Origin of the sequence: Gilliamella sp. Imp1-1 (assembly GCF_001690415.1) — a bacterium.
Lineage (GTDB): Bacteria > Pseudomonadota > Gammaproteobacteria > Enterobacterales > Orbaceae > Gilliamella > Gilliamella bombi.
Genome location: NZ_LZHK01000130.1, coordinates 57,637 through 76,600, shown reverse-complemented (window position 1 = coordinate 76,600; position 18,964 = coordinate 57,637). Strand labels below are relative to the sequence as shown.

The following is an 18,964-nucleotide window of genomic DNA, read 5'->3' as shown; positions in this document are numbered from 1 at the left end:
CCGCCGTTATAAACGGTCAATTACACAACGTCCAAGTTATGTAGAAAGCAGGAAAACGCGAGGACATTGGGAGGGAGATACGATTATTAGCCGTAAAGACAAGCAAGCATTGGTGACATTAGTTGAACGCAAAACAGGGCTAGTATTAATTGGGCGCCTCAATCAACGTACCGCCTCCGAAACGAGAGATATGATAATAAAATTGCTAACGCCGTTTGAAAAAATGGTTAAAAGCATCACCTTTGATAATGGAACCGAATTTAATTATCATCATGCTATTGAGCATTATTTAAATACTACCGTGTACTTTGCAGAGCCTTATAAAAGCTGGCAAAGAGGCACAAATGAAAACACCAATGGCTTAATACGTCAGTTTATACCAAAGTCAGCGGCCATTTCATTAGTTGACGACGAACAGATAAAGAAAATACAATATCTATTGAACACACGCCCAAGAAAACGGCATAAGTTTAAAAGCCCTGCCTCCTTTTATTCGAAGGAGTTAAGACAAATTGCACTTCATGGTGTAATCTAGGAATTAAAGCCGAGCAGTTTGAAAAGAAACGAGTTAATCAATTATGGACGACATCTTTATCTTCTTCTGCATTAAATATTTTAAAGGAGACATTTTTTGATATTAATGGCGAAATTATAATTGCGCCAAATAAAGTTTATCCATTAGATCTTAATTTAGGTAAATTAAGCGAAAGCCATGCATGGCTTGCATTAGCACTGGCTGCTGATGGGGTAAATCAGGGACAAAAGGGGCAAATGATTGCTGCGCAAGGAAGTAATGAAATTTATATTATGCAATTATCGGATAGAACCATCCAACGTATCGAAGAAAATGATGAATTATTGATTTTCCCAACGGTTTATTTTTTTAGTCTTGTTTTTTGCCTGTATTCTATTGTTGCTTTATTGGCTGTTAATTATATTGAATTAAAGGAAATATTATCAATAATTGTTTTGAGTACTTTTTTATCGGTGATTGCAGTTTGTATTCCGCTTTATTTTAAACTACAGCGTTATCAAGAAGAGTTTGATGAAATTTGGTTTGAATCGTTTAGATGATAACTTAAAGGTAGTTTTTATAGGGGAAGTGATTTGAGTTATTGTGTGAATAGTATTTTATTTGGCACGGTTATCTAAATTTTGTGATTGGAAAAGTTGCTTTAGTGAGCATCAGCTTTATCAAGTTATTGTTGTGATACTCCAAAACAAAAGGAGGTATCAATAATAAATTTCACCCTGGGTGAAAATTCACCTAGGGGGGTAAAAAAGATGTGATGTTGTATCAAATTTTTACTTAAACGTAGGTGTTACCTGAAAGTTTTTGACAAAAATTAGTTCTTTTCTGTCTTTTTTGCTCGCTCAACAAATATCATCACGACAAAAGCAATAATCGTTAAATAGATGATGAAAGCCCCATAAGTTGCTAACATATCAATCAGTGAACGCCCTCGCATGGCAAAATCGCGGAAAAATTTAAATAACCAAACTAATGGGAAAGCATGGCTGACATAGTAAGTCCAAATTGGCATTATTCCCACAGCCATTGTTGAACCGCCCATGATAAACCCTGGAGGTACTAAGAAAATCATTCGACCAGCGCCTTCTCCTGGGTTGTTAGTTTTCCAAGACAGTAACAATCCTAGCCAACCAAATGCTAATCCGGTCATAAATATGCTCGGTACAAAAGCAAAATAGTTACCGTCAAAACGCAGTTGTCCAAATATAACAAGTATGGCTGTGATAAGCGTTAATGCTGTTGTAAAAAATAGTGCATAAGGGATTGTTTTTGCTAATAAAGGTAAGAATCCTCTTTCTATTGTTTGTTCCCACATGCCAGTTACTTTTAAGCGACCAATAATCATTAATGAGGTTAGGCCGTAAGTCAGTGACGAGAAAAAGTAGACAAAATATATAATCGTCGATATTGTGGACGAGCTTGCAGGATTAAACATATATCGTGTTTTAAGTTGCATTGGTGATAAAGTTGCTTCAAGGCCTTCTTTACCAAGTCCTAATGCTGCAACTTTGCCAACACTAAGTTCAGCCCCCAATTCTGGAATATATTCATTTAGGCTTTGTAGTACTTTGGCATTTTGTGCATCGTTTGTATCATCAGCAAAATAGCCTAGGCGTACTGTTTGATCGCCTTTTTTTAAGCTTTTTTCTAGACCTTTAGGAATATATAAAACACCTAAATTACGGTCGTGTGAAACCAATGTTATTGGATTTACTGGCGATCTTATTACTTCTGTCACTTCAATATAAGGCGATGTATTGACTTTGCTAATTAATTCAGTCGAATAATGAGAACCATCAAGATCAATAACTGCAATTTTTCCTTCAAACACAGCTCCATGACTTAATACAATTGAAAAAACAAGCGAAACAATAGCAGCTAAGCCAAGCGAAACTTTATAATAAGGTATAAAATGGCCAGACAACATGGCGTCAAGCTCTTCAAGCATGGATTTAATGATGTTTTGCATCATTTTTCAACCTCAAGTGTCATTCCAGTTAATAGTTTAGGAATTGATTCTATGTAAATTCTGACTTGATAAGAGGTTAAATCAGCTTGACCTCGTTCTCGTGTCATGCGTAAATCAGCAAATGATGGCGCAGCGGTGGCAAAACGTACTTTTCCTTTTACTTCTTTGTTAAGTGCAATTACATTTGCTGTAACCGTTGTGCCTGGTTGATAGTCATTAACCATTTTTTCATTTACATAAATGTCGATATATTTACGATCGGTTTCTAATAAGACTGCTGGCGCACCGTTTGGTACCATTTCGCCATCTTCAAACATAAGTTTTAATACTTTTCCATCTTCAGGTGCTCTTAATGTTAGTCGATCATAATTAAGCTGTAGTTGTTTTAATTCAGCTTCGCCTTGCGCGAGTTGTGATTGAAGCTGTGTTAATTGATTTTGGCGGTTTAGCAGTTTTTGTCGTGCAATTAAGATTGATTGTATTGTCATTCCTGTTGCATTTTTTGTTTGCTCAAATTGGCTAATTTGTTCAGGCGTCGCACCAATCATTAAGGTAGAAAGTTGACTTTCAATTTGAATAACTTGCATTTTTGCATTAATAAAAACATTACGAGCATTATCAAGTTGTGACTGCGAGTTTCCCCCCGACTTACGTAATTTGGTTTGGCGATCAAATTCAGTATTAGCTAGGTTTCGAGTCGATTTTGCTGCTTCTAAATTGGCTTGCACTTCTTCTATTTTTCGCCAAGTTGATAATTCTGAAAGGTTGGTTTCACTTTCAGTGATTTCAATATTTTTTTGTTCTTGGTTTACTGCCGCCTTTTGGCTATCAACTAAAGCTTGTAGTCGATCGATAGCTAGTTTGGTATCAATATCTTCTAATTGCATTAAAGGATCACCTTTTTTTACTATTTGTGATTCTTCTACAAATCGCTTGGTGACTTTTCCGCCGACATTTTGAAAGGCAATATTAATCTCATCGGCAGTTAATACACCAGATTTGATGCTTTTGGCAACCGAGACCGCATCATTTCTTGATCCTAAAAAGATTAAAAATGAGCCAAAGATTAGCAGGAGTAAAAAGATAACAGGAATTTTGACATTTTTTTTCATATACAGCTTATTTTCCATTTATTTAGTCAGCTAACTATTTAAGTGAAATGAAGGACTTTAATGATTAAAGTCTGTTATTTTCGTAATAATTTACGTAACATCAATATTAAAGACTCTTGTTCTTGCGAATTGAGTACTTGTGCAAAAGCGCGAATTGATTTTAGGTGATTGGGTAATGCATTTTGAATCAGCTTTTCGCCTGTATGTGTTAAAGCGATTAATCGAGAACGACCATCATCACCACTTTTTGCCATCGAGATTAAAGGCTCTGGCGCTGCCAGCATTCGTTTAACCATTACTGATACTGTTGCTGGTGTTACACCAATGCGCAAAGCAAGATCACTGGTACAGATTTCACCTTCTGAAAACAATGACATCAATAAGGCAAACTTACCTTCAGAAACGCCGTAATCTTTATCTAATTGCGCATAGATATTAGCACGAATTAAATCGGCAGTTGTTATTAAGCTCAAAACCAGATCAACACCAGAAACATCAACGATGTCATCGTTAAATCTTTGTGATCGAGCTATGGTTTCACGTGAAGGAAGCTTTCTTGAATTGTAATTCAATTATCATTACTCAATTTATTTAGTCGGCTAATTATACTAATTTAGCTAAAATTAGCAATTATTTTAAGTACGTTTTTGCAAGTTTGATATTTAAGTACTACTAAAGTAGTAATCCTTGAGGGTAGTTATATTCTATGCACAGTTTCATACAATGTTATTAAATTAAAATTTTTTAGCAATTTAATTAAATTAAAATTGGAGTTATGTATGAGTAAAACCAACCTCGTTGTTATTGGTAATGGGATGGTTGGGCATCGTTTTGTTGAAGAGTTAATTGATAAAATGCAGCCCAATCAATTCAATATTACTATTTTTTGTGAAGAACCTCGTCTTGCCTATGATCGGGTGCACCTTTCTTCTTATTTTTCTGGTCACACAGCAGAAGCGCTTTCTCTTGTTCGCGAAGGTTTATACGAAGAGAATAATATTAAAGTCTTACTTAATGAACGGGCTATTTTAATTAATCGTCAGCGTAAGGAGATTCACTCTCAACAAGGGCGAATTGTTGCTTATGATAAATTGATTATTGCGACAGGATCTTATCCTTGGGTACCACCGATTAAAGGAGCTAATGGTTCGGATTGTTTTGTTTATCGTACGATTGAAGATCTTGATGCTATTCAGGAATGTGCAAAGCATTGTCAAAAAGGCGCTGTTGTGGGTGGTGGATTGCTTGGACTTGAGGCAGCTGGAGCTTTAAAAAACTTAGGTATGGAAACGCATGTGGTTGAGTTTGCTCCAGTGCTTATGGCCGAACAGTTGGATGTTCAGGGTGGAGAACAACTGCGTCGTAAAATTGAGGAGATGGGGGTAGGTGTTCACACCAGTAAAAATACTCAAGAAATTATTCATACACCTGCTGGGAAAATCATGCAATTTGCGGATGGCTCGGCACTTGAAGTCGATTTTATTGTTTTTTCAACTGGCATTAGAGCAAATGATAAATTAGCTCAAAAATGCGAGTTAGAAATTGGTCCTCGTGGGGGAATTGTTATTAATGATTATTGCCAAACTTCGGATCCTGATATTTATGCTATTGGTGAATGTGCTTGTTGGCAAAACAAGGTTTTTGGTTTAGTTGCACCGGGCTACAAAATGGCTCAGATAGCCTTAGCGCATTTAATGGGACAAACAGATAAATTTGAAGGCGCCGATATGAGCGCTAAGCTAAAGCTGATGGGAGTCGATGTCGGTAGCATTGGCGATGCTAAAGCAAAAACAATAGGGTGTCATAGTTATGTTTATTTAGATGAAACAACGCCAGTTTATAAAAAATTGGTTGTTTCGAATGATAATAAAAAACTCTTGGGTGCGGTATTGGTTGGCGATACGTCAGATTATAGTAATTTATTGCAATTAATGCTTAATGATATGGATCTACCTGAACATCCAGATACGCTGATACTGCCTGCACATGCAGGAGCAAAACCAGCTATGGGTGTTGATGCGCTTCCCGATTCAGCACAAATCTGCTCTTGTTTTGATGTGACTAAAGAAAAAATTGTTAATGCCATTAATGCTGGTTGTCATACGGTTGCAGCAATAAAAGCTGAAACTAAAGCTGGGACTGGGTGTGGAGGCTGCATTCCACTTGTTACACAAATTCTTAATTTAGAGTTAGCTAAACAAGGCATTGAGGTCAGCCATGCATTATGCGGACATTTTAAATACTCTCGTCAGGAGTTATATCATCTTATCCGTGTTGAGGGCTTAACGTCTTTTGAGCAAGTAATTAAGAAACATGGTAAAGGCTATGGCTGTGAAATTTGTAAACCTACCGTCGGATCTTTATTAGCTTCATGTTGGAATGATTATATTCTTAAAGATAATTTGATTCCTCTACAAGATAGTAATGATATTTTCTTAGGTAATATTCAAAAAAATGGTACTTATTCGATAATTCCGCGTAGTGCTGGTGGTGAAATTACTCCAGAAGGATTAATTGCTGTTGGTCAAATAGCTAAAAAATATCAGCTCTATTCTAAAATTACTGGTTCACAGCGCATTGGCTTATTTGGAGCACAAAAAGACGATCTTCCAGCTATTTGGAAGGAGCTTATTGAGGCTGGTTTTGAGAGTGGTCATGCTTATGCCAAAGCATTAAGAATGGCAAAAACCTGTGTAGGTAGTACTTGGTGTCGATTCGGTGTCGGAGATAGTGTTGGTTTGGGCGTTGAGCTAGAAAACCGTTATAAAGGCATTCGTGCACCACATAAATTTAAACTAGGCGTATCAGGTTGTACGCGTGAATGTGCCGAAGCTCAAGGTAAAGATATTGGTGTTATTGCTACTGAAAAGGGATGGAATCTTTATGTGTGTGGTAATGGTGGTATGAAGCCTCGTCATGCTGATTTACTTGCTGCTGATCTCGATAAAAATACACTAATTCGATATATTGATCGTTTCCTTATGTTTTATATTCGTACCGCAGATAAATTACAACGGACGTCAGTCTGGCTTGAAAATTTAGATGGCGGTATTGATTATTTACGTAGTGTTATTATTGACGATAAATTAGGCATAAATGCTGAGTTAGAAAGTGAAATGACACGCTTACGTAAATTAATGGTATGTGAATGGAAGGAAGCTGTTGAAAATACAGAAGGTCAAATTCGATTTTCTCATTTTATTAATAGTAACAAACGTGATGAGAATGTCCAAATCGTACCTGAGCGTGATCAGCATCGCCCAGCAACAGCAGAAGAACGTAAAGTAATGTTAGGGGAATAATATGAGTCAATGGATAACTATTTGTAAACTTGATGAGATTTTACCTGGCACAGGAGTTTGTGCACTTGTTGGTAATGATCATGTGGCTATTTTTCGCCCTTATAATAATACTGAGCTTTATGCGATTAGTAATATTGATCCATTTGCTAAGGCAAGTGTTTTATCCCGAGGCATTATAGCAGAACATGAAAATGAGTTATGGGTGGCAAGTCCGCTTAAAAAGCAACGCTTTCGTTTAAAAGATGGTTATTGTTTGGAAGATGAACAATATTCAATCCCTCATTATGAAGTAGATGTTAATGACGAGGGGATCGTACAAGTAAAGTCGCGCTAAATGTATTTTTAAAAGGATAAATTAATTATGTATACAGAGACAATTAATAAATGTGCAGCAAATGCTGCGCGTATTGTTCGTTTGGCAAAAACGAACCCATTTGGTTTTTGGCTAAGTTCTGCTATGGCTGGGGCTTATGTAGGAATAGGTATTATTTTGATTTTTACTTTAGGAAACCTTGTTGATCCATCAATAAGACCTTTACTTATGGGGGCAACGTTTGGTATTGCTTTAACGTTGGTTGTAATTGCAGGCTCTGAATTATTTACAGGGCATACCATGTTTTTAACCCTAGGAGTAAAATGCAAAAAAATTACTAATACTCAAATGTGGACAGTATTGCCACAAACATGGTTAGGAAATTTATTAGGCTCAATTTTTGTTGCTGCATTGTATTTTTATGCTGCAACACCCCTATTATCGACGGATACTAGTTTGGTTCATGCAGCGGCTTTAGCAAAAACATCTGCTTCAGCTTCGGCATTATTTTTTAGGGGTATTTTATGTAACTGGTTAGTTTGTTTAGCGATTTGGATGGCTAATCGAGTTGAAGGTTCGGCAAAGTTTATCGCTATTTGGTGGTGTTTGTTAGCATTTATTGCTTGTGGTTATGAACACTCCGTTGCGAACATGACACTTTTTTCACTTTCGTGGTTTGGTCATCATAGCGATGCTTACACATTAGCTGGAATTGGTCATAATCTATTATGGGTTTCATTAGGAAATCTTGTTTCTGGTGCATTATTTATGGGACTGGGATACTGGTATTCAACACCCAAAGAAGATCGACCTTAATAACTGTTTAATTCAGGAAATGTGGTTAAAATAACCAATATAAGGGGGGAAAGCATGGTAAGCAATCCCCCAAAGACGTTAAATTAATTAGGATTACATTTGGTTTTAATCATAATTAGTGATAAAAAAATAACGAAGCAATTAACAATAGGATAATTAATAAATTTCTATTATTAGAGGTTAGTTGTTAATAAATTTTTAAACAGATAATGTTTTATTTTGAGGTGTTATGGATTATTTCCCCTTATTTTGTAAGCTAGAAAACCGTGATTGCTTATTAGTCGGTGGCGGTGAAGTTGCTGAACGTAAAGCTCGATTATTACTTGAAGCTGGTGCCCGCTTAACTGTCAATGCGCATGAATTTAACGAGCAATTCATATGCTGGAATGAACAAAAACAACTAGTTTTAGTTCAAGGGGAGTTTAATGCTGAATTACTGGATGATAAATGGTTAGTTATTGCGGCAACAGACTGTCAGGAAACTAATCAAAGAGTGAGTATTGAGACGGAAAAAAGGCGTATTTTTTGTAATGTGGTTGATTCTCCAAAAGATGCGAGTTTTATTATGCCCTCAATTATTGATCGTTCCCCTATTATGGTTGCTGTCTCTTCAGAAGGGCATGCTCCTGTTTTGGCTCGATTATTGCGTGAAAAACTAGAGTCCATTTTACCTCAACATTTAGGCAAATTAGCTAAATATGCCGGTTATTTACGTAATAAAGTTAAAACAACCTATCAAACAGTGACGGAACGTCGTCGTTTTTGGGAAAGGCTATTTTCTCATGATAGGTTAGCTCAAGCGATTGCTAATAGCGATTCAGATTATGTTGAAAAACTCACCAATGAGCTATTTGATACATCACTTGATTCCCGTGGTGAGGTTGTGTTAGTTGGTGCTGGTCCAGGTGATGCGGGCTTGTTGACTTTAAAGGGATTACAGCAAATCCAACAAGCAGATATTATTGTCTATGATAGATTAGTATCGGATGAAATTATGAATCTAACCCGTCGCGATGCTCAACGTATTTTTGTTGGTAAACGAGCAGGTTTTCATTGTGTACCTCAAGAACAAATAAATCAGATTCTTTTACAACAAGCTAAAAAAGGTAAGCGTGTTGTACGTTTAAAAGGTGGAGATCCTTTTATTTTTGGTCGAGGTGGTGAAGAGCTCGAAACATTATTTAACGCCGATATTCCATTTTCTGTAGTACCAGGAATTACAGCAGCTTCAGGTTGTTCTGCATATAGTGGGATCCCATTAACGCATCGGGATTATGCTCATAGCGTACGTTTAATTACTGGTCATTTGAAAGATGGTAGTCACCTTGACTGGAAGAGTTTAGCCGCTGAAAAGCAAACATTAGTTTTTTATATGGGATTATCTCAAGCCAGTAACATCGAAAAACAATTAATTAAATACGGTATGAATGCAAATACGCCAATTGTAATTGTTGAAGAAGGCACAACAACGAAACAAAAAGTAATATCAGGCCAGTTATGTGATTTAGCACAATTATCTTTGCAAGCCTGTAGTCCTAGTTTAATTATTATTGGGCCTGTTGTTGCATTACGAGAAAAACTAAATTGGTTTTCTGAGTGTTAGTGGGTGCTAAAGGTTTGATCTGTCCATATTTTAATGGAGCCTTTTTAATGTGTAAAAGAGTTTGATATAAGCATAAAATACGATTAACAGTTCATAGTATAATGTGACTCTAAGCCTAGGGAGATCGCAAATACGCACTATTGCAGTTAGATAGTAAAAGCGCTTTTTTCTAAAATAAAGAACAAAATTCGCTACTAACAAAATGAAACATCGCCCAATAAGTGTTTCATTTTAATTTAAAACGAAAAAATAAAATCAATTATCTATCTGAGGATTTTTTATAAAAATTTTCTTGTTTTGGCGGTGTTATTTTAGGAAAGCGTTACTGTTTTAATTGTTCAATAAGAAGACACGTTATAAAAATCACTTTGCTCATAGTCAAAAAATAAAGCCTATGCTAGACTGAATCAAACTCTGAAGCTTTTTTACCTAAGTGATATTTTCATATGGTGGATTAGCCGCGGTATAACGCAGAAATGGTTATGCTTCCCGATTTGGATAAGGTGTTTAATGTATATATGCAATTAGTTGATAATTATCAGCGTCGATTTCAATATCTGCGTTTGTCGATTACCGAGCTGTGTAATTTTCAGTGTCAGTACTGTTTACCACGTGGTTATCAGCCTAACAAGAAACATAAATTTTTGTCGCTCAATGAAATTAATCATGTTGTTGCAACATTTACTGAACTTGGTGTGCGTAAAATTCGGTTAACGGGTGGTGAGCCCACTTTGCGTCGCGATTTTATTGATATCTTATCGCTCATATCTTCCTATCCCAGCGTGAAAGAACTCGCTATTACGACCAATGGTTCGCGTTTATTAAAAAATATTCACCATTGGCATCAAGCTGGTTTAAATGCGATTAATATTAGTATCGATAGTTTTACTCCCCATTTATTTAAATTAATTACTGGTCAAGATAAGCTTAAAGAATTACTGCAGTGTGTTGATAAATCGTTAGAAGTAGGTATAAAAAAAGTCAAAATTAACACTGTTTTGATGAAAAATATGAATGATAATTTAAATGATTATTTGTTATGGATTAAAGATATTCCAGTAGAGTTGCGCTTTATTGAACTTATGGAAACAGGCGAAAGCAACGATACATTCAATCGTTATCACTTGTCTGGTAGTTTTATTGAAAAACAACTAATTGCGCAGGGTTGGGAGTTACAACCCAAAAAAACATTATCAGGTCCTGCTAAGATTTATGTGCACAGCGACTATCAAGGAAAAATTGGTTTGATTATGCCCTATTCAAAAGATTTTTGTAAAAGTTGCAATCGATTACGTGTATCATCTATCGGTAAATTACATTACTGCTTATTTGGTGATGCGGCGGTTGATTTACGTGATTTGTTGGAAAGCTCAGAACAGAAACAACAATTAAAAGCAAGAATTCTTGCTTCATTAATGATTAAACCAGAAAAGCATTTGTTACATAATCATCGTGTAGGGCTCACCCCTAATTTATCTTATATCGGTGGATAATTGGCTGTTCTGTTTTGGGACATTGTTAACTTGCCAATGTTGTATAGCCCAATCTAGTAACTGTTTTTGAGTGGCGTCTTGCCAATCTTCTGGCACACATTGCCCTAGAAACTGTAAAGCCTGGACGGTTAACGCTTTAAAATTGTTTAAATCAATCGGGCTAGCATGATTTTGTTTTGATAGTTTATTGCCATTTTTATCTAATACTAGTGGTAAATGGCTGTAACTTGGCACAGAAAAACCAAGCAGTTGATATAGTGAGATTTGTTTTGCAGTAACAGGTAAAAGATCCGCGCCACGAACAATTTCGGTAATTCCTTGTTCATGATCGTCTAAAACTACCACTAAGTTATAGGCAAATAAGCCGTCTTTGCGGTGAATAATAAAATCTTCTTGCGCACTTGCTTTTTCAACTGTTTGTAAGCCACGAATCTGATCTTTAAATTGAAAAATAGGATGATTTTGTTTTAAACGTATAGCAACTTGTTGCTTATTATTGATAGATAAATGTCGTTCACGACAAAAGTTATCGTAAATACCATTTGTTAGGTTTTGAATTCGTTGTCTAGTACAGTCACAATAATAGGCTTGTTGTTTATCTATTAGTGTTTTTAAAACAGTGCGGTAACGCTCACTGCAAGATGATTGATACAAGACTGTATCATCCCAATATAAATTAAGCGCTTCAAGCGTTTTTAATATAAGTGATGATGCCCCTTTGACTTCTCGTGGTGGGTCGATATCTTCGATACGGACAAGCCATTTACCACGACAAGATTTAGCTTGGAGATAACTACCAAGAGCCGTTACCAACGAACCGAAATGTAATGGTCCAGATGGCGAAGGGGCAAAACGACCGATATAATGCATAGGTCTGATTTGGAATGATAGATAAAACTGGGATCACATACCCATTTGTTTTTCGCGAAGTTCAGCAAGCGTTTTACAATCAATACATAAATCGGCTGTTGGTCTTGCTTCTAAACGGCGAATTCCAATTTCAACACCACAAGATTCACAATAACCAAAATCGTCTGATTCGATTTTCTTTAACGTTTTTTCAATTTTTTTGATGAGCCTTCTTTCTCTATCTCGAGCGCGTAATTCAAGGCTGAATTCTTCTTCTTGTGTTGCTCGGTCAGCCGGATCTGGAAAGTTCGCTGCTTCATCTTGCATATGCGTAACTGTTTTTCCCATTTCACCTTGTAGCTGAGTTAGCCAAGCTTCTAAAATAAGTTTAAAATGTTTCAATTGCTTAGGGTTCATGTACTCCTCGCCTTTTGCCTCTTTATAAGGCTCAAGCCCAGCAATTGAAAGCAGGCTAAGAGAAGATGTATTTACTTTTTGTTCCTTTTTCACTGCAATCCCCTTAAGTAAAGATTATTTGAAAGCGCTAAACTATAGCAATAATTCAGCCTTTGGCAAATTTTTTTTATCATTTTTATAATTAAAAAATAAAAAAATAGTACAACTATATGTTATTAATAAAGATAATTAATTATTCCACTTTTTTAATCCATTTTCAGGGCATTTAGCTACTAAATCGTACAATTTGTCGTTATCGGGGAAAATAAGTTCAGGACTGATATCAAATAGTGGATAGAGTACAAATTCTCTATTTTTCATATGATAATGAGGGATAGTAAGTCTTTCATTATTAATGACTAAGTCATCATAAAGTAAAATATCTAAATCTAGGGTTCTAGCACCCCAACGATTATCTTTGCGTACGCGTCCTTGTGCTTTTTCAATTGCTTGTAGTTCATCAAGCAATGCTATAGGTGATAAGCTTGTCGTCAGTTTAATTACTGCATTAAGATAATCATTTTGATCTTGTGGCCCTAAGGGCTTACTTCGGTAAAATGGTGAAATATCTACCACTTTTGTGCTAGGCAAACAGCGTAATGATTCAATAGCACGATTAGCTTGTGCAAACGGATCTTCAAGGTTGCTCCCTAAAGCAACATAACAAATTGACATAATTAGACTTATTTTTTGTGATATTAAATATAATTGAATGGCAATATCTTAGCACATAAAACAATTGCCAAGAATGATTATATAAATAGATTCATGCTTATGACTTTGTGTTATAAAAATATAACCATATAATCTTTAACTTTTTATCTATTTTTCATTATGTTACCTATGGTAAAGCAAATTATTTTATTAAATGGTTATTTTTATTAGTTATTGTATTTATTGAGAATATAAAATGAATTCAGGTCAACAATTAAGTTTTTTAATAAAAAATACTTCAATAATCAGTGATCCTCAAGTTATTGATTGTGCTATCAAGGGGATAACCGATTATTTTGCCTGTAGTTTACAAGCTTGTCAGGAAGATGATGTTCATAAATTACTAGCATGGATAGCAGATGAGGGTGGAAATACTAGAGCTTTGCTGATTGGTCAAAAAAAGTTAGCTACGGCAAGGCAAGCAGCACTTTTTAATGGCTTCCAAGCGCATTGTTTAGATTATGATGATGTACATTCAGATGTTAGAGGTCACCCCTCAGCCGTTATTTTATCCGCTCTTATTGCTAGTGTTCGATTAGATAGTATTGAACAAAAGGTTGATAGTCGGCGTTTTTTAACGGCTTATGTTATTGGTATCGAAGTGATGGCTTTGTTGGGTAAAAGTGTTAATCCACAGCATTATGAAAAAGGTTGGCATGCAACTATTACTTTGGGTGGAATTGCTGCCACTGCTGCTATTTGTTATCTCTATGATGAACCTTTTTTATCACAGGCATTAACATTAGCAGCTACACAAGCATCAGGAATGCGTTTGTTAATGGGTACTCCGATCAAATTTTTACATGCAGGACTAGCAGCACAGCATGCTGTACAATCCGTTGAATGGTTAAGAGTTGGTATACATGCCGATCAGGATTTTTTAGATGATAAATTAGGTTTTTTGGCTATTTATGGGCAAGGTAATACACATTTTGATTTAAGTCATTGGGGTAAAACTTGGAAGATTGTGGATCCCGGATTATGGTTTAAAAATTATTCTTATTGTTCAGCTGCTGCTTATATTGCTGATGCGGGTCAATTACTTTACCAAAATCTTAGCTTTGAATTTGATAATATTAATAATATTGTTATTTATTTTGCACCGCCAAATAGTGATGCTGCACTGATATATAAAACCCCTTCATTGGCGCAGCAAGGACGTTTTTCGGCTGAATATGTTTTAGCATTAACTCTTTTAGGATTGCCACTTAGTTTTGAGCAGTTTTCATCACAACCTATTTCAAATGCAATAAAACAATTAATGCAGAAGATGAAACGAAGTTATCAAACGCAACTTACGCCACATCCAGAAGCTTATAATGGGCGTTATGTGATTATTGATATTTTTCTTAAAAATGGTAAAAAGATAAGTCAACGTATTGATATTCCCAAAGGTTCTCCTAAAAACCCATATAGCCAAACTGAAATGTCGTTAAAATTGCATTCAGCGATTAAAGATCAAACTAAAGCAGAGCAATTATTAACAGACATTCATAAACTAGCAAAAGGTTTAGATTTTCGTCAATTTCTATTATCTTATTTATTTACTCTTTAAATATTAAATTATTATCATTAGTTAGTATAGTTTTTAACTAAATTTCAAAATCAATTTCGTCAGTTAGCTGGCGTAAAAATCGTTGCGTAATTTCATTTTGAGGATTATCGATGACTGATTTTGCTGATCCCTCTTCGATAATCATTCCTTCAGCCATAAAGATAATTCTATCTGCAACGTACTTAGCAAACTCCATTTCATGCGTTACTATAATCATAGTAATACGTTCTTTTGCTAGCTGTAGCATGACTTGCAATACTTCGTGTACTCGCTCAGGATCGAGTGCAGAAGTCGGTTCATCAAATAATAATACATTTGGTTTAACAGCTAAAGCTCTTGCAATTGCAACACGTTGTTGTTGACCACCCGATAAAGTGATGGGATATTGTGTTGCGTATGGCAACATACCGACTCGTTCTAATAATGATAATCCTTGTTGTTTTGCTTTGTTTTTATCCATTTTTTGACCAACAATTAATGGATAAGTTATATTTTCTAATGCTGTTTTATTTTTAAATAAATTATAGTGTTGAAAAACCATAGCGGACTGTTTTCGTAAGTTGCTTTCTTCTTTAATACTATAATGCTTACTATTAAGTGATACAGTTCCTATTTTGATAGTGCCTGTATTTGGTTTTTCTAGTAAATTTAAACAACGTAACAGAGTTGATTTTCCTGAGCCTGATGGGCCAATAATGGCAACAACTTCACCTTGTTTTATATTTAAGTTGATGTCTTTTAATACTTCATTATTTGCAAAACGTTTAGATAAATGCGAAACAGAAATCATAACCTTACTCCTTAACGATGATAAGGTATACTGAGCTTTTGCTCTAATTGTTTTTGTATCCAAGAATAGGCAACAACAGTTAGCCAGTAAACAATACCTACAGCTAGATAGGTTTCGAAGTAGAGGAATGAGTTAGCAGTTAACATTTTCCCCGATGCTAATAGTTCTTGCACGCCAACAAAAAAGGCAACAGACGAATCTTTAAGTAATGAAATGAACATATTACCGGCGTTTGGTAGGGCATTGACCATAGCTTGTGGTAGTATAATACCCCGATAAACTTGTATTTTACTTAAACCAACGGTTATTCCTGCCTCTTTCTGCCCCTGATCAACGGACTTTAAACTTGCTCGGAAAATTTCAGCTAAATAGGACGAATATTTTAAACTGAAGCAGATAATGGCTGCTGTTGTAGCGCCCATTTGTTTTAAAACAGGAAAAATTTGTGGTAATCCATAATAAATAATAAACAGTAAAACAACAGAAGGTATTCCTCGAAACAGTGAAATAAACAGTGCAAAAAACGAATCGATAATGATTATTTTATTGCTACGTAATAGTGCAATCGCAAGTCCAAATATAATGGCAAACATAATCGATATGATGGTAATAAAAAGTGTAACAGGCAGATAAGGTAATATCTGCGGAAATACACTTAAAAAATAGTTTACATTAAAATTCATAGGGTAATATCTTCACCAAAATATTTAATTGCAAGGTTTTTCAATGTGCCATTGGTGCGTAACTTTTCGATGGCTTGATTGAATTTTTCACGTAGTGCTTGGCCTTTTTCATCTTTACTAAATGGAAAAGCAACGTGCTCAATAGTAATTGGCTCACCCACTAATTTAAACGGTAGGTTTTTACGCTTAATTTCAGCCAGTAATATTGGCTTAGAATTGACATAACCATCAACTCGTCGATACTCAGTGTCATACATTGCACCATCTCGTGTTTCATAGGTCTTGATTGTTATTTCGTTGCTAGGAAAGGCTTTTTTTAGATTGTTTATATGATTTGAGCCTAGCACACCAGCAATGGTTTTACCTTTAAAATCAGATAATTGATTGATATCGTTGTTATCTTTGTGGGTAACAATTTGGCTACCGTAAAGGCTATAGGTATTGGAAAAATCATATTTGGCTTGACGAGCATCTGTAACCGCAACTGCATTGGCAATAGTATCTAAACGCCCTGAATCAAATTGCCCCATTAAACCACCAAATTCAGCAATGATCCATTCGACTTTATAGCCTAATTCGTTAGCAATTGCTTCAGTAACTTCAACATCAAATCCGACTAAATTGCCATCTTGTTTATAACCGTTTGGATAGCTTTGTCCTGTCGAGCCCACTTTAATGACATTTTGCTCTGTTACTTGATGATTGGATTTATTATCACAACCAATTAAGGCTAGGCTAGTTAATAATAGAGCGGACAGTAACTTGCTTATTTTTTTCATAGTTTATTACTCCTTTTTTTCCATTCGGTATAGTTTTTATGATTTAAGATTTTTTCAAAATAAAGGGTGGTATGATCGGGTGTTAAATTAGCTTGCCCTATTTTTTTATAGCCTCTATTAATATAAGTTTGGGCAAGCCATGGATGATTTGCAGCAGTGCCTAACGTGACAGCAGGTAATTTTAGTTGGTTAATTAGAATTTGCTGTTCAACAAAATCCCATAATGCATTACCATAACCTTTGCCTTTATATTGTGGCGCTGTTGCAAACCAACCTAAATGCGGTAACCCATAAGGTCCTGGGTTATTACCCCATGGAAAGCGAATACTTAAGGTTGATAGTAGATCACCTTCTTTTTCAAATAGATACACGGCATTGGAATTAATATGGTCAGCAATTTGCGATTGCGTGACTGTTGCTGCGACAAAATGGATGCCTAATTGAGTGGTGGATTGATAAGCATTATGCAATAGCGCCTGATAAGCAGGAATGTCTTTATGAGTGATTAAGCGAAAGCTCATGCTAATACTCCACACTGTTCAGCATATTGAATAACTTGTGCTACTTTTTCAGGTGCAGAGCCAATATAGCTAATTGGATCTAACCAAGCATTAAGTTCGGATTCGGTGAATTCTTTATTTAAACGTGGATCTTCTAATAATATATCTTTAAATGGTCGATTTTGTTCAAATGCTTTCATGGCGCTTTGGTAAACTAAATTATGTGCAGTTTGTTTGCCTAATCGTTTGCCGATTTCAAACATCACTTTTTCAGATAGTAGTAAACCATTTTGTAGTGATAAATTGATCAACATTTTTTCTGCATTGATTTTAAGTCCTTTAAGTACGGCAAGGGCTGTCTGTAATTGTGCTGAAATATAAAGGTTAATTTCTGGTAGTGCGATCCATTCGGCTCGCCAACTCATGGCATCGCGTTCATGTTCAACTTTCATTGATTCGTGAATTAATGCGACACTTTTTAAAAGTGGAGCTGTCAAACTGGCTAAACCTTCTAATGCCGCTGGGTTGCGTTTATGCGGCATGGTAGTTGAACCTATTTTTCCTTCCGAGAACGGTTCTTCAACTTCGTTAATTTCGGTACGCATTAAGTTGTAAAATTCATTGCCCATTTTACCTAATGTGCCACTAATTAGCGCAATGACTGATGCATATTCAGAAAAACGGTCACGAGCTGCTTGCCAACCGATATTAGGGGTATTTAGTCCCAGTATTGTTAAAGCACGCGTTTCAACTTGTGGTCCTAACTTGCCCATTGAGGCATAAGTACAAATTGCACCACTAATATTACCGACTAATACTCGCTGTTTGATTTCACTTAAACGTTGTAAGTGCCGAATAAATTCATCTAACCATACGGCAAGTTTAAAACCAAAGGTTGTGGGGAGTGCTTGCATGCCATGGGTTCGTCCAACCATGGGTAAATACTGATACTTTTTAGCTAAACGTTTTAGTTCTAGTGCCACTAGTTTGCTATCGCGTTCAATTACAGTAAAAGATTGTTTTAATTGTAAAACAGTTGCAGTATCGACGATATCTTGTGTGGTTGCGCCGTAATGAATATATTGACCCGCATCACCGACTTGTTTTTGCAGTGCATTAATTGTTGACATTAACGAATGTTTGGCTTTAGCTGCTTCTTCGGCAATTTGTTCAATTGATAATTTAGATGCATCGGCTTTGGATATGATTGAATTGGCTGCTTCAATTGGAATAACGCCTAACTCGCCTTCCGCTTTAGCTAAAGCAACTTCGACATCCACCTGTTTTTGCAAGCGATTTGTCTCTGACCAAATTGCTCTCATTTCGTTAGTACCAAAGTTATTGCCCAAAATTAAAAAATCTAAAATATGTGACGCCACCAAACTATCCTCAATAATTGTTACTATCTTACTCAATAATTATTAGTAATTATTGGAGTATCGTCTAATAATCTGTTTTTCTATTGATATAACCAAATGGAATAAAATACTAATAAAAA

Annotated in this window: 19 protein-coding genes and 1 riboswitch; of the genes, 8 read left to right on the top strand and 11 right to left on the bottom strand. The window is 35.6% G+C overall.

The genetic code is table 11. From position 1 onward, the window contains the following. A partial coding sequence (locus tag A9G38_RS10910; RefSeq protein ID WP_141671804.1) for an IS30 family transposase occupies window positions 1–535 on the top strand: 535 nt, incomplete at its 5' end. 236 nt (window positions 536–771) lie between these two features. Next, window positions 772–1,074 (top strand): hypothetical protein, encoded by a 303-nt coding sequence (locus tag A9G38_RS10905; RefSeq protein WP_034910350.1) that lies wholly within the window; start codon window positions 772–774, stop codon window positions 1,072–1,074. 272 nt (window positions 1,075–1,346) lie between these two features. On the opposite strand, the gene A9G38_RS10900 is transcribed toward A9G38_RS10905, so the two are convergent. From A9G38_RS10900 to A9G38_RS10890, 3 genes are all read right to left on the bottom strand, one after another. Then, complete coding sequence (locus A9G38_RS10900; RefSeq protein ID WP_202961528.1) at window positions 1,347–2,504, bottom strand: ABC transporter permease; 1,158 nt, start codon at window positions 2,502–2,504, stop codon at window positions 1,347–1,349. Continuing rightward, window positions 2,501–3,613 carry an HlyD family secretion protein gene (locus A9G38_RS10895; RefSeq protein ID WP_080702299.1) on the bottom strand — a complete coding sequence of 371 codons (1,113 nt, stop codon included), beginning with the start codon at window positions 3,611–3,613 and terminating at the stop codon, window positions 2,501–2,503. Before A9G38_RS10895 ends, A9G38_RS10900 begins: the two co-directional genes overlap by 4 nt. A 74-nt stretch (window positions 3,614–3,687) precedes the next feature. Further along, window positions 3,688–4,185 (bottom strand): MarR family winged helix-turn-helix transcriptional regulator, encoded by a 498-nt coding sequence (locus A9G38_RS10890; RefSeq protein ID WP_034910353.1) that lies wholly within the window; start codon window positions 4,183–4,185, stop codon window positions 3,688–3,690. 207 nt (window positions 4,186–4,392) lie between these two features. On the opposite strand from A9G38_RS10890, the gene nirB reads away from it, so the two are divergent. The 5 genes from nirB (at window position 4,393) to moaA (ending at window position 11,140) form a co-directional block, all read left to right on the top strand. Beyond that, window positions 4,393–6,915 (top strand): nitrite reductase large subunit NirB, encoded by a 2,523-nt coding sequence (gene nirB, locus A9G38_RS10885; protein ID WP_034910356.1) that lies wholly within the window; start codon window positions 4,393–4,395, stop codon window positions 6,913–6,915. Between the two features lies 1 nt (window position 6,916). Next, window positions 6,917–7,249 (top strand): nitrite reductase small subunit NirD, encoded by a 333-nt coding sequence (gene nirD / locus A9G38_RS10880; RefSeq protein ID WP_034910358.1) that lies wholly within the window; start codon window positions 6,917–6,919, stop codon window positions 7,247–7,249. 27 nt (window positions 7,250–7,276) lie between these two features. Next, window positions 7,277–8,044 carry a nitrite transporter NirC gene (gene nirC / locus A9G38_RS10875; RefSeq protein WP_034910359.1) on the top strand — a complete coding sequence of 256 codons (768 nt, stop codon included), beginning with the start codon at window positions 7,277–7,279 and terminating at the stop codon, window positions 8,042–8,044. 229 nt (window positions 8,045–8,273) lie between these two features. Continuing rightward, window positions 8,274–9,647 carry a siroheme synthase CysG gene (cysG, locus tag A9G38_RS10870; RefSeq protein WP_034910360.1) on the top strand — a complete coding sequence of 458 codons (1,374 nt, stop codon included), beginning with the start codon at window positions 8,274–8,276 and terminating at the stop codon, window positions 9,645–9,647. Between the two features lie 400 nt (window positions 9,648–10,047). Continuing rightward, a riboswitch (molybdenum cofactor riboswitch) is annotated at window positions 10,048–10,169 on the top strand. Continuing rightward, a complete protein-coding gene (gene moaA, locus A9G38_RS10865) occupies window positions 10,166–11,140 on the top strand; it encodes a GTP 3',8-cyclase MoaA (RefSeq protein WP_034910362.1) in 975 nt (324 codons plus the stop codon). Its footprint overlaps the riboswitch before it by 4 nt. Here the strand turns inward: moaA and gluQRS are convergent. The 3 genes from gluQRS to folK form a co-directional block, all read right to left on the bottom strand. Continuing rightward, window positions 11,120–12,010: a tRNA glutamyl-Q(34) synthetase GluQRS gene (gene gluQRS, locus A9G38_RS10860; protein WP_034910364.1), complete on the bottom strand. Its 891-nt coding sequence runs from the start codon at window positions 12,008–12,010 to the stop codon at window positions 11,120–11,122. The two genes, moaA and gluQRS, sit on opposite strands and share 21 nt — an antisense overlap. 33 nt (window positions 12,011–12,043) lie before the next feature. Beyond that, window positions 12,044–12,499, bottom strand: coding sequence for an RNA polymerase-binding protein DksA (gene dksA, locus A9G38_RS10855; RefSeq protein ID WP_034910366.1), 456 nt, complete (start codon window positions 12,497–12,499; stop codon window positions 12,044–12,046). Window positions 12,500–12,634: 135 nt separating this feature from the next. Continuing rightward, complete coding sequence (gene folK, locus A9G38_RS10850; RefSeq protein WP_034910368.1) at window positions 12,635–13,120, bottom strand: 2-amino-4-hydroxy-6-hydroxymethyldihydropteridine diphosphokinase; 486 nt, start codon at window positions 13,118–13,120, stop codon at window positions 12,635–12,637. Window positions 13,121–13,355: 235 nt separating this feature from the next. Between folK and A9G38_RS10845 the strand changes: the two genes are divergently transcribed. After that, complete coding sequence (locus A9G38_RS10845) at window positions 13,356–14,714, top strand: MmgE/PrpD family protein (protein ID WP_051634152.1); 1,359 nt, start codon at window positions 13,356–13,358, stop codon at window positions 14,712–14,714. Between the two features lie 37 nt (window positions 14,715–14,751). On the opposite strand, the gene A9G38_RS10840 is transcribed toward A9G38_RS10845, so the two are convergent. Genes A9G38_RS10840 through purB form a run of 5 tightly spaced genes read right to left on the bottom strand, consistent with a single transcriptional unit; the run spans window position 14,752 to window position 18,845 of the window. Continuing rightward, window positions 14,752–15,504, bottom strand: coding sequence for an amino acid ABC transporter ATP-binding protein (locus A9G38_RS10840; RefSeq protein WP_034910370.1), 753 nt, complete (start codon window positions 15,502–15,504; stop codon window positions 14,752–14,754). Window positions 15,505–15,515: 11 nt separating this feature from the next. Continuing rightward, the gene (locus A9G38_RS10835) at window positions 15,516–16,187 is read right to left on the bottom strand and encodes an amino acid ABC transporter permease (RefSeq protein WP_034910372.1); all 672 of its coding nucleotides are present in this window, start codon (window positions 16,185–16,187) and stop codon (window positions 15,516–15,518) included. Continuing rightward, entirely contained in the window at window positions 16,184–16,966 is a 783-nt protein-coding gene (locus A9G38_RS10830; RefSeq protein ID WP_034910374.1) for an amino acid ABC transporter substrate-binding protein, read from the bottom strand. The genes A9G38_RS10835 and A9G38_RS10830 overlap by 4 nt, the downstream gene beginning before the upstream one ends. Next, on the bottom strand, window positions 16,963–17,487 hold the full coding sequence (locus A9G38_RS10825) for a GNAT family N-acetyltransferase (protein ID WP_051634153.1): 525 nt from the start codon (window positions 17,485–17,487) through the stop codon (window positions 16,963–16,965). Before A9G38_RS10825 ends, A9G38_RS10830 begins: the two co-directional genes overlap by 4 nt. Next, the gene (gene purB / locus A9G38_RS10820; protein WP_034910376.1) at window positions 17,484–18,845 is read right to left on the bottom strand and encodes an adenylosuccinate lyase; all 1,362 of its coding nucleotides are present in this window, start codon (window positions 18,843–18,845) and stop codon (window positions 17,484–17,486) included. Before purB ends, A9G38_RS10825 begins: the two co-directional genes overlap by 4 nt. Window positions 18,846–18,964: the final 119 nt, after the last annotated feature.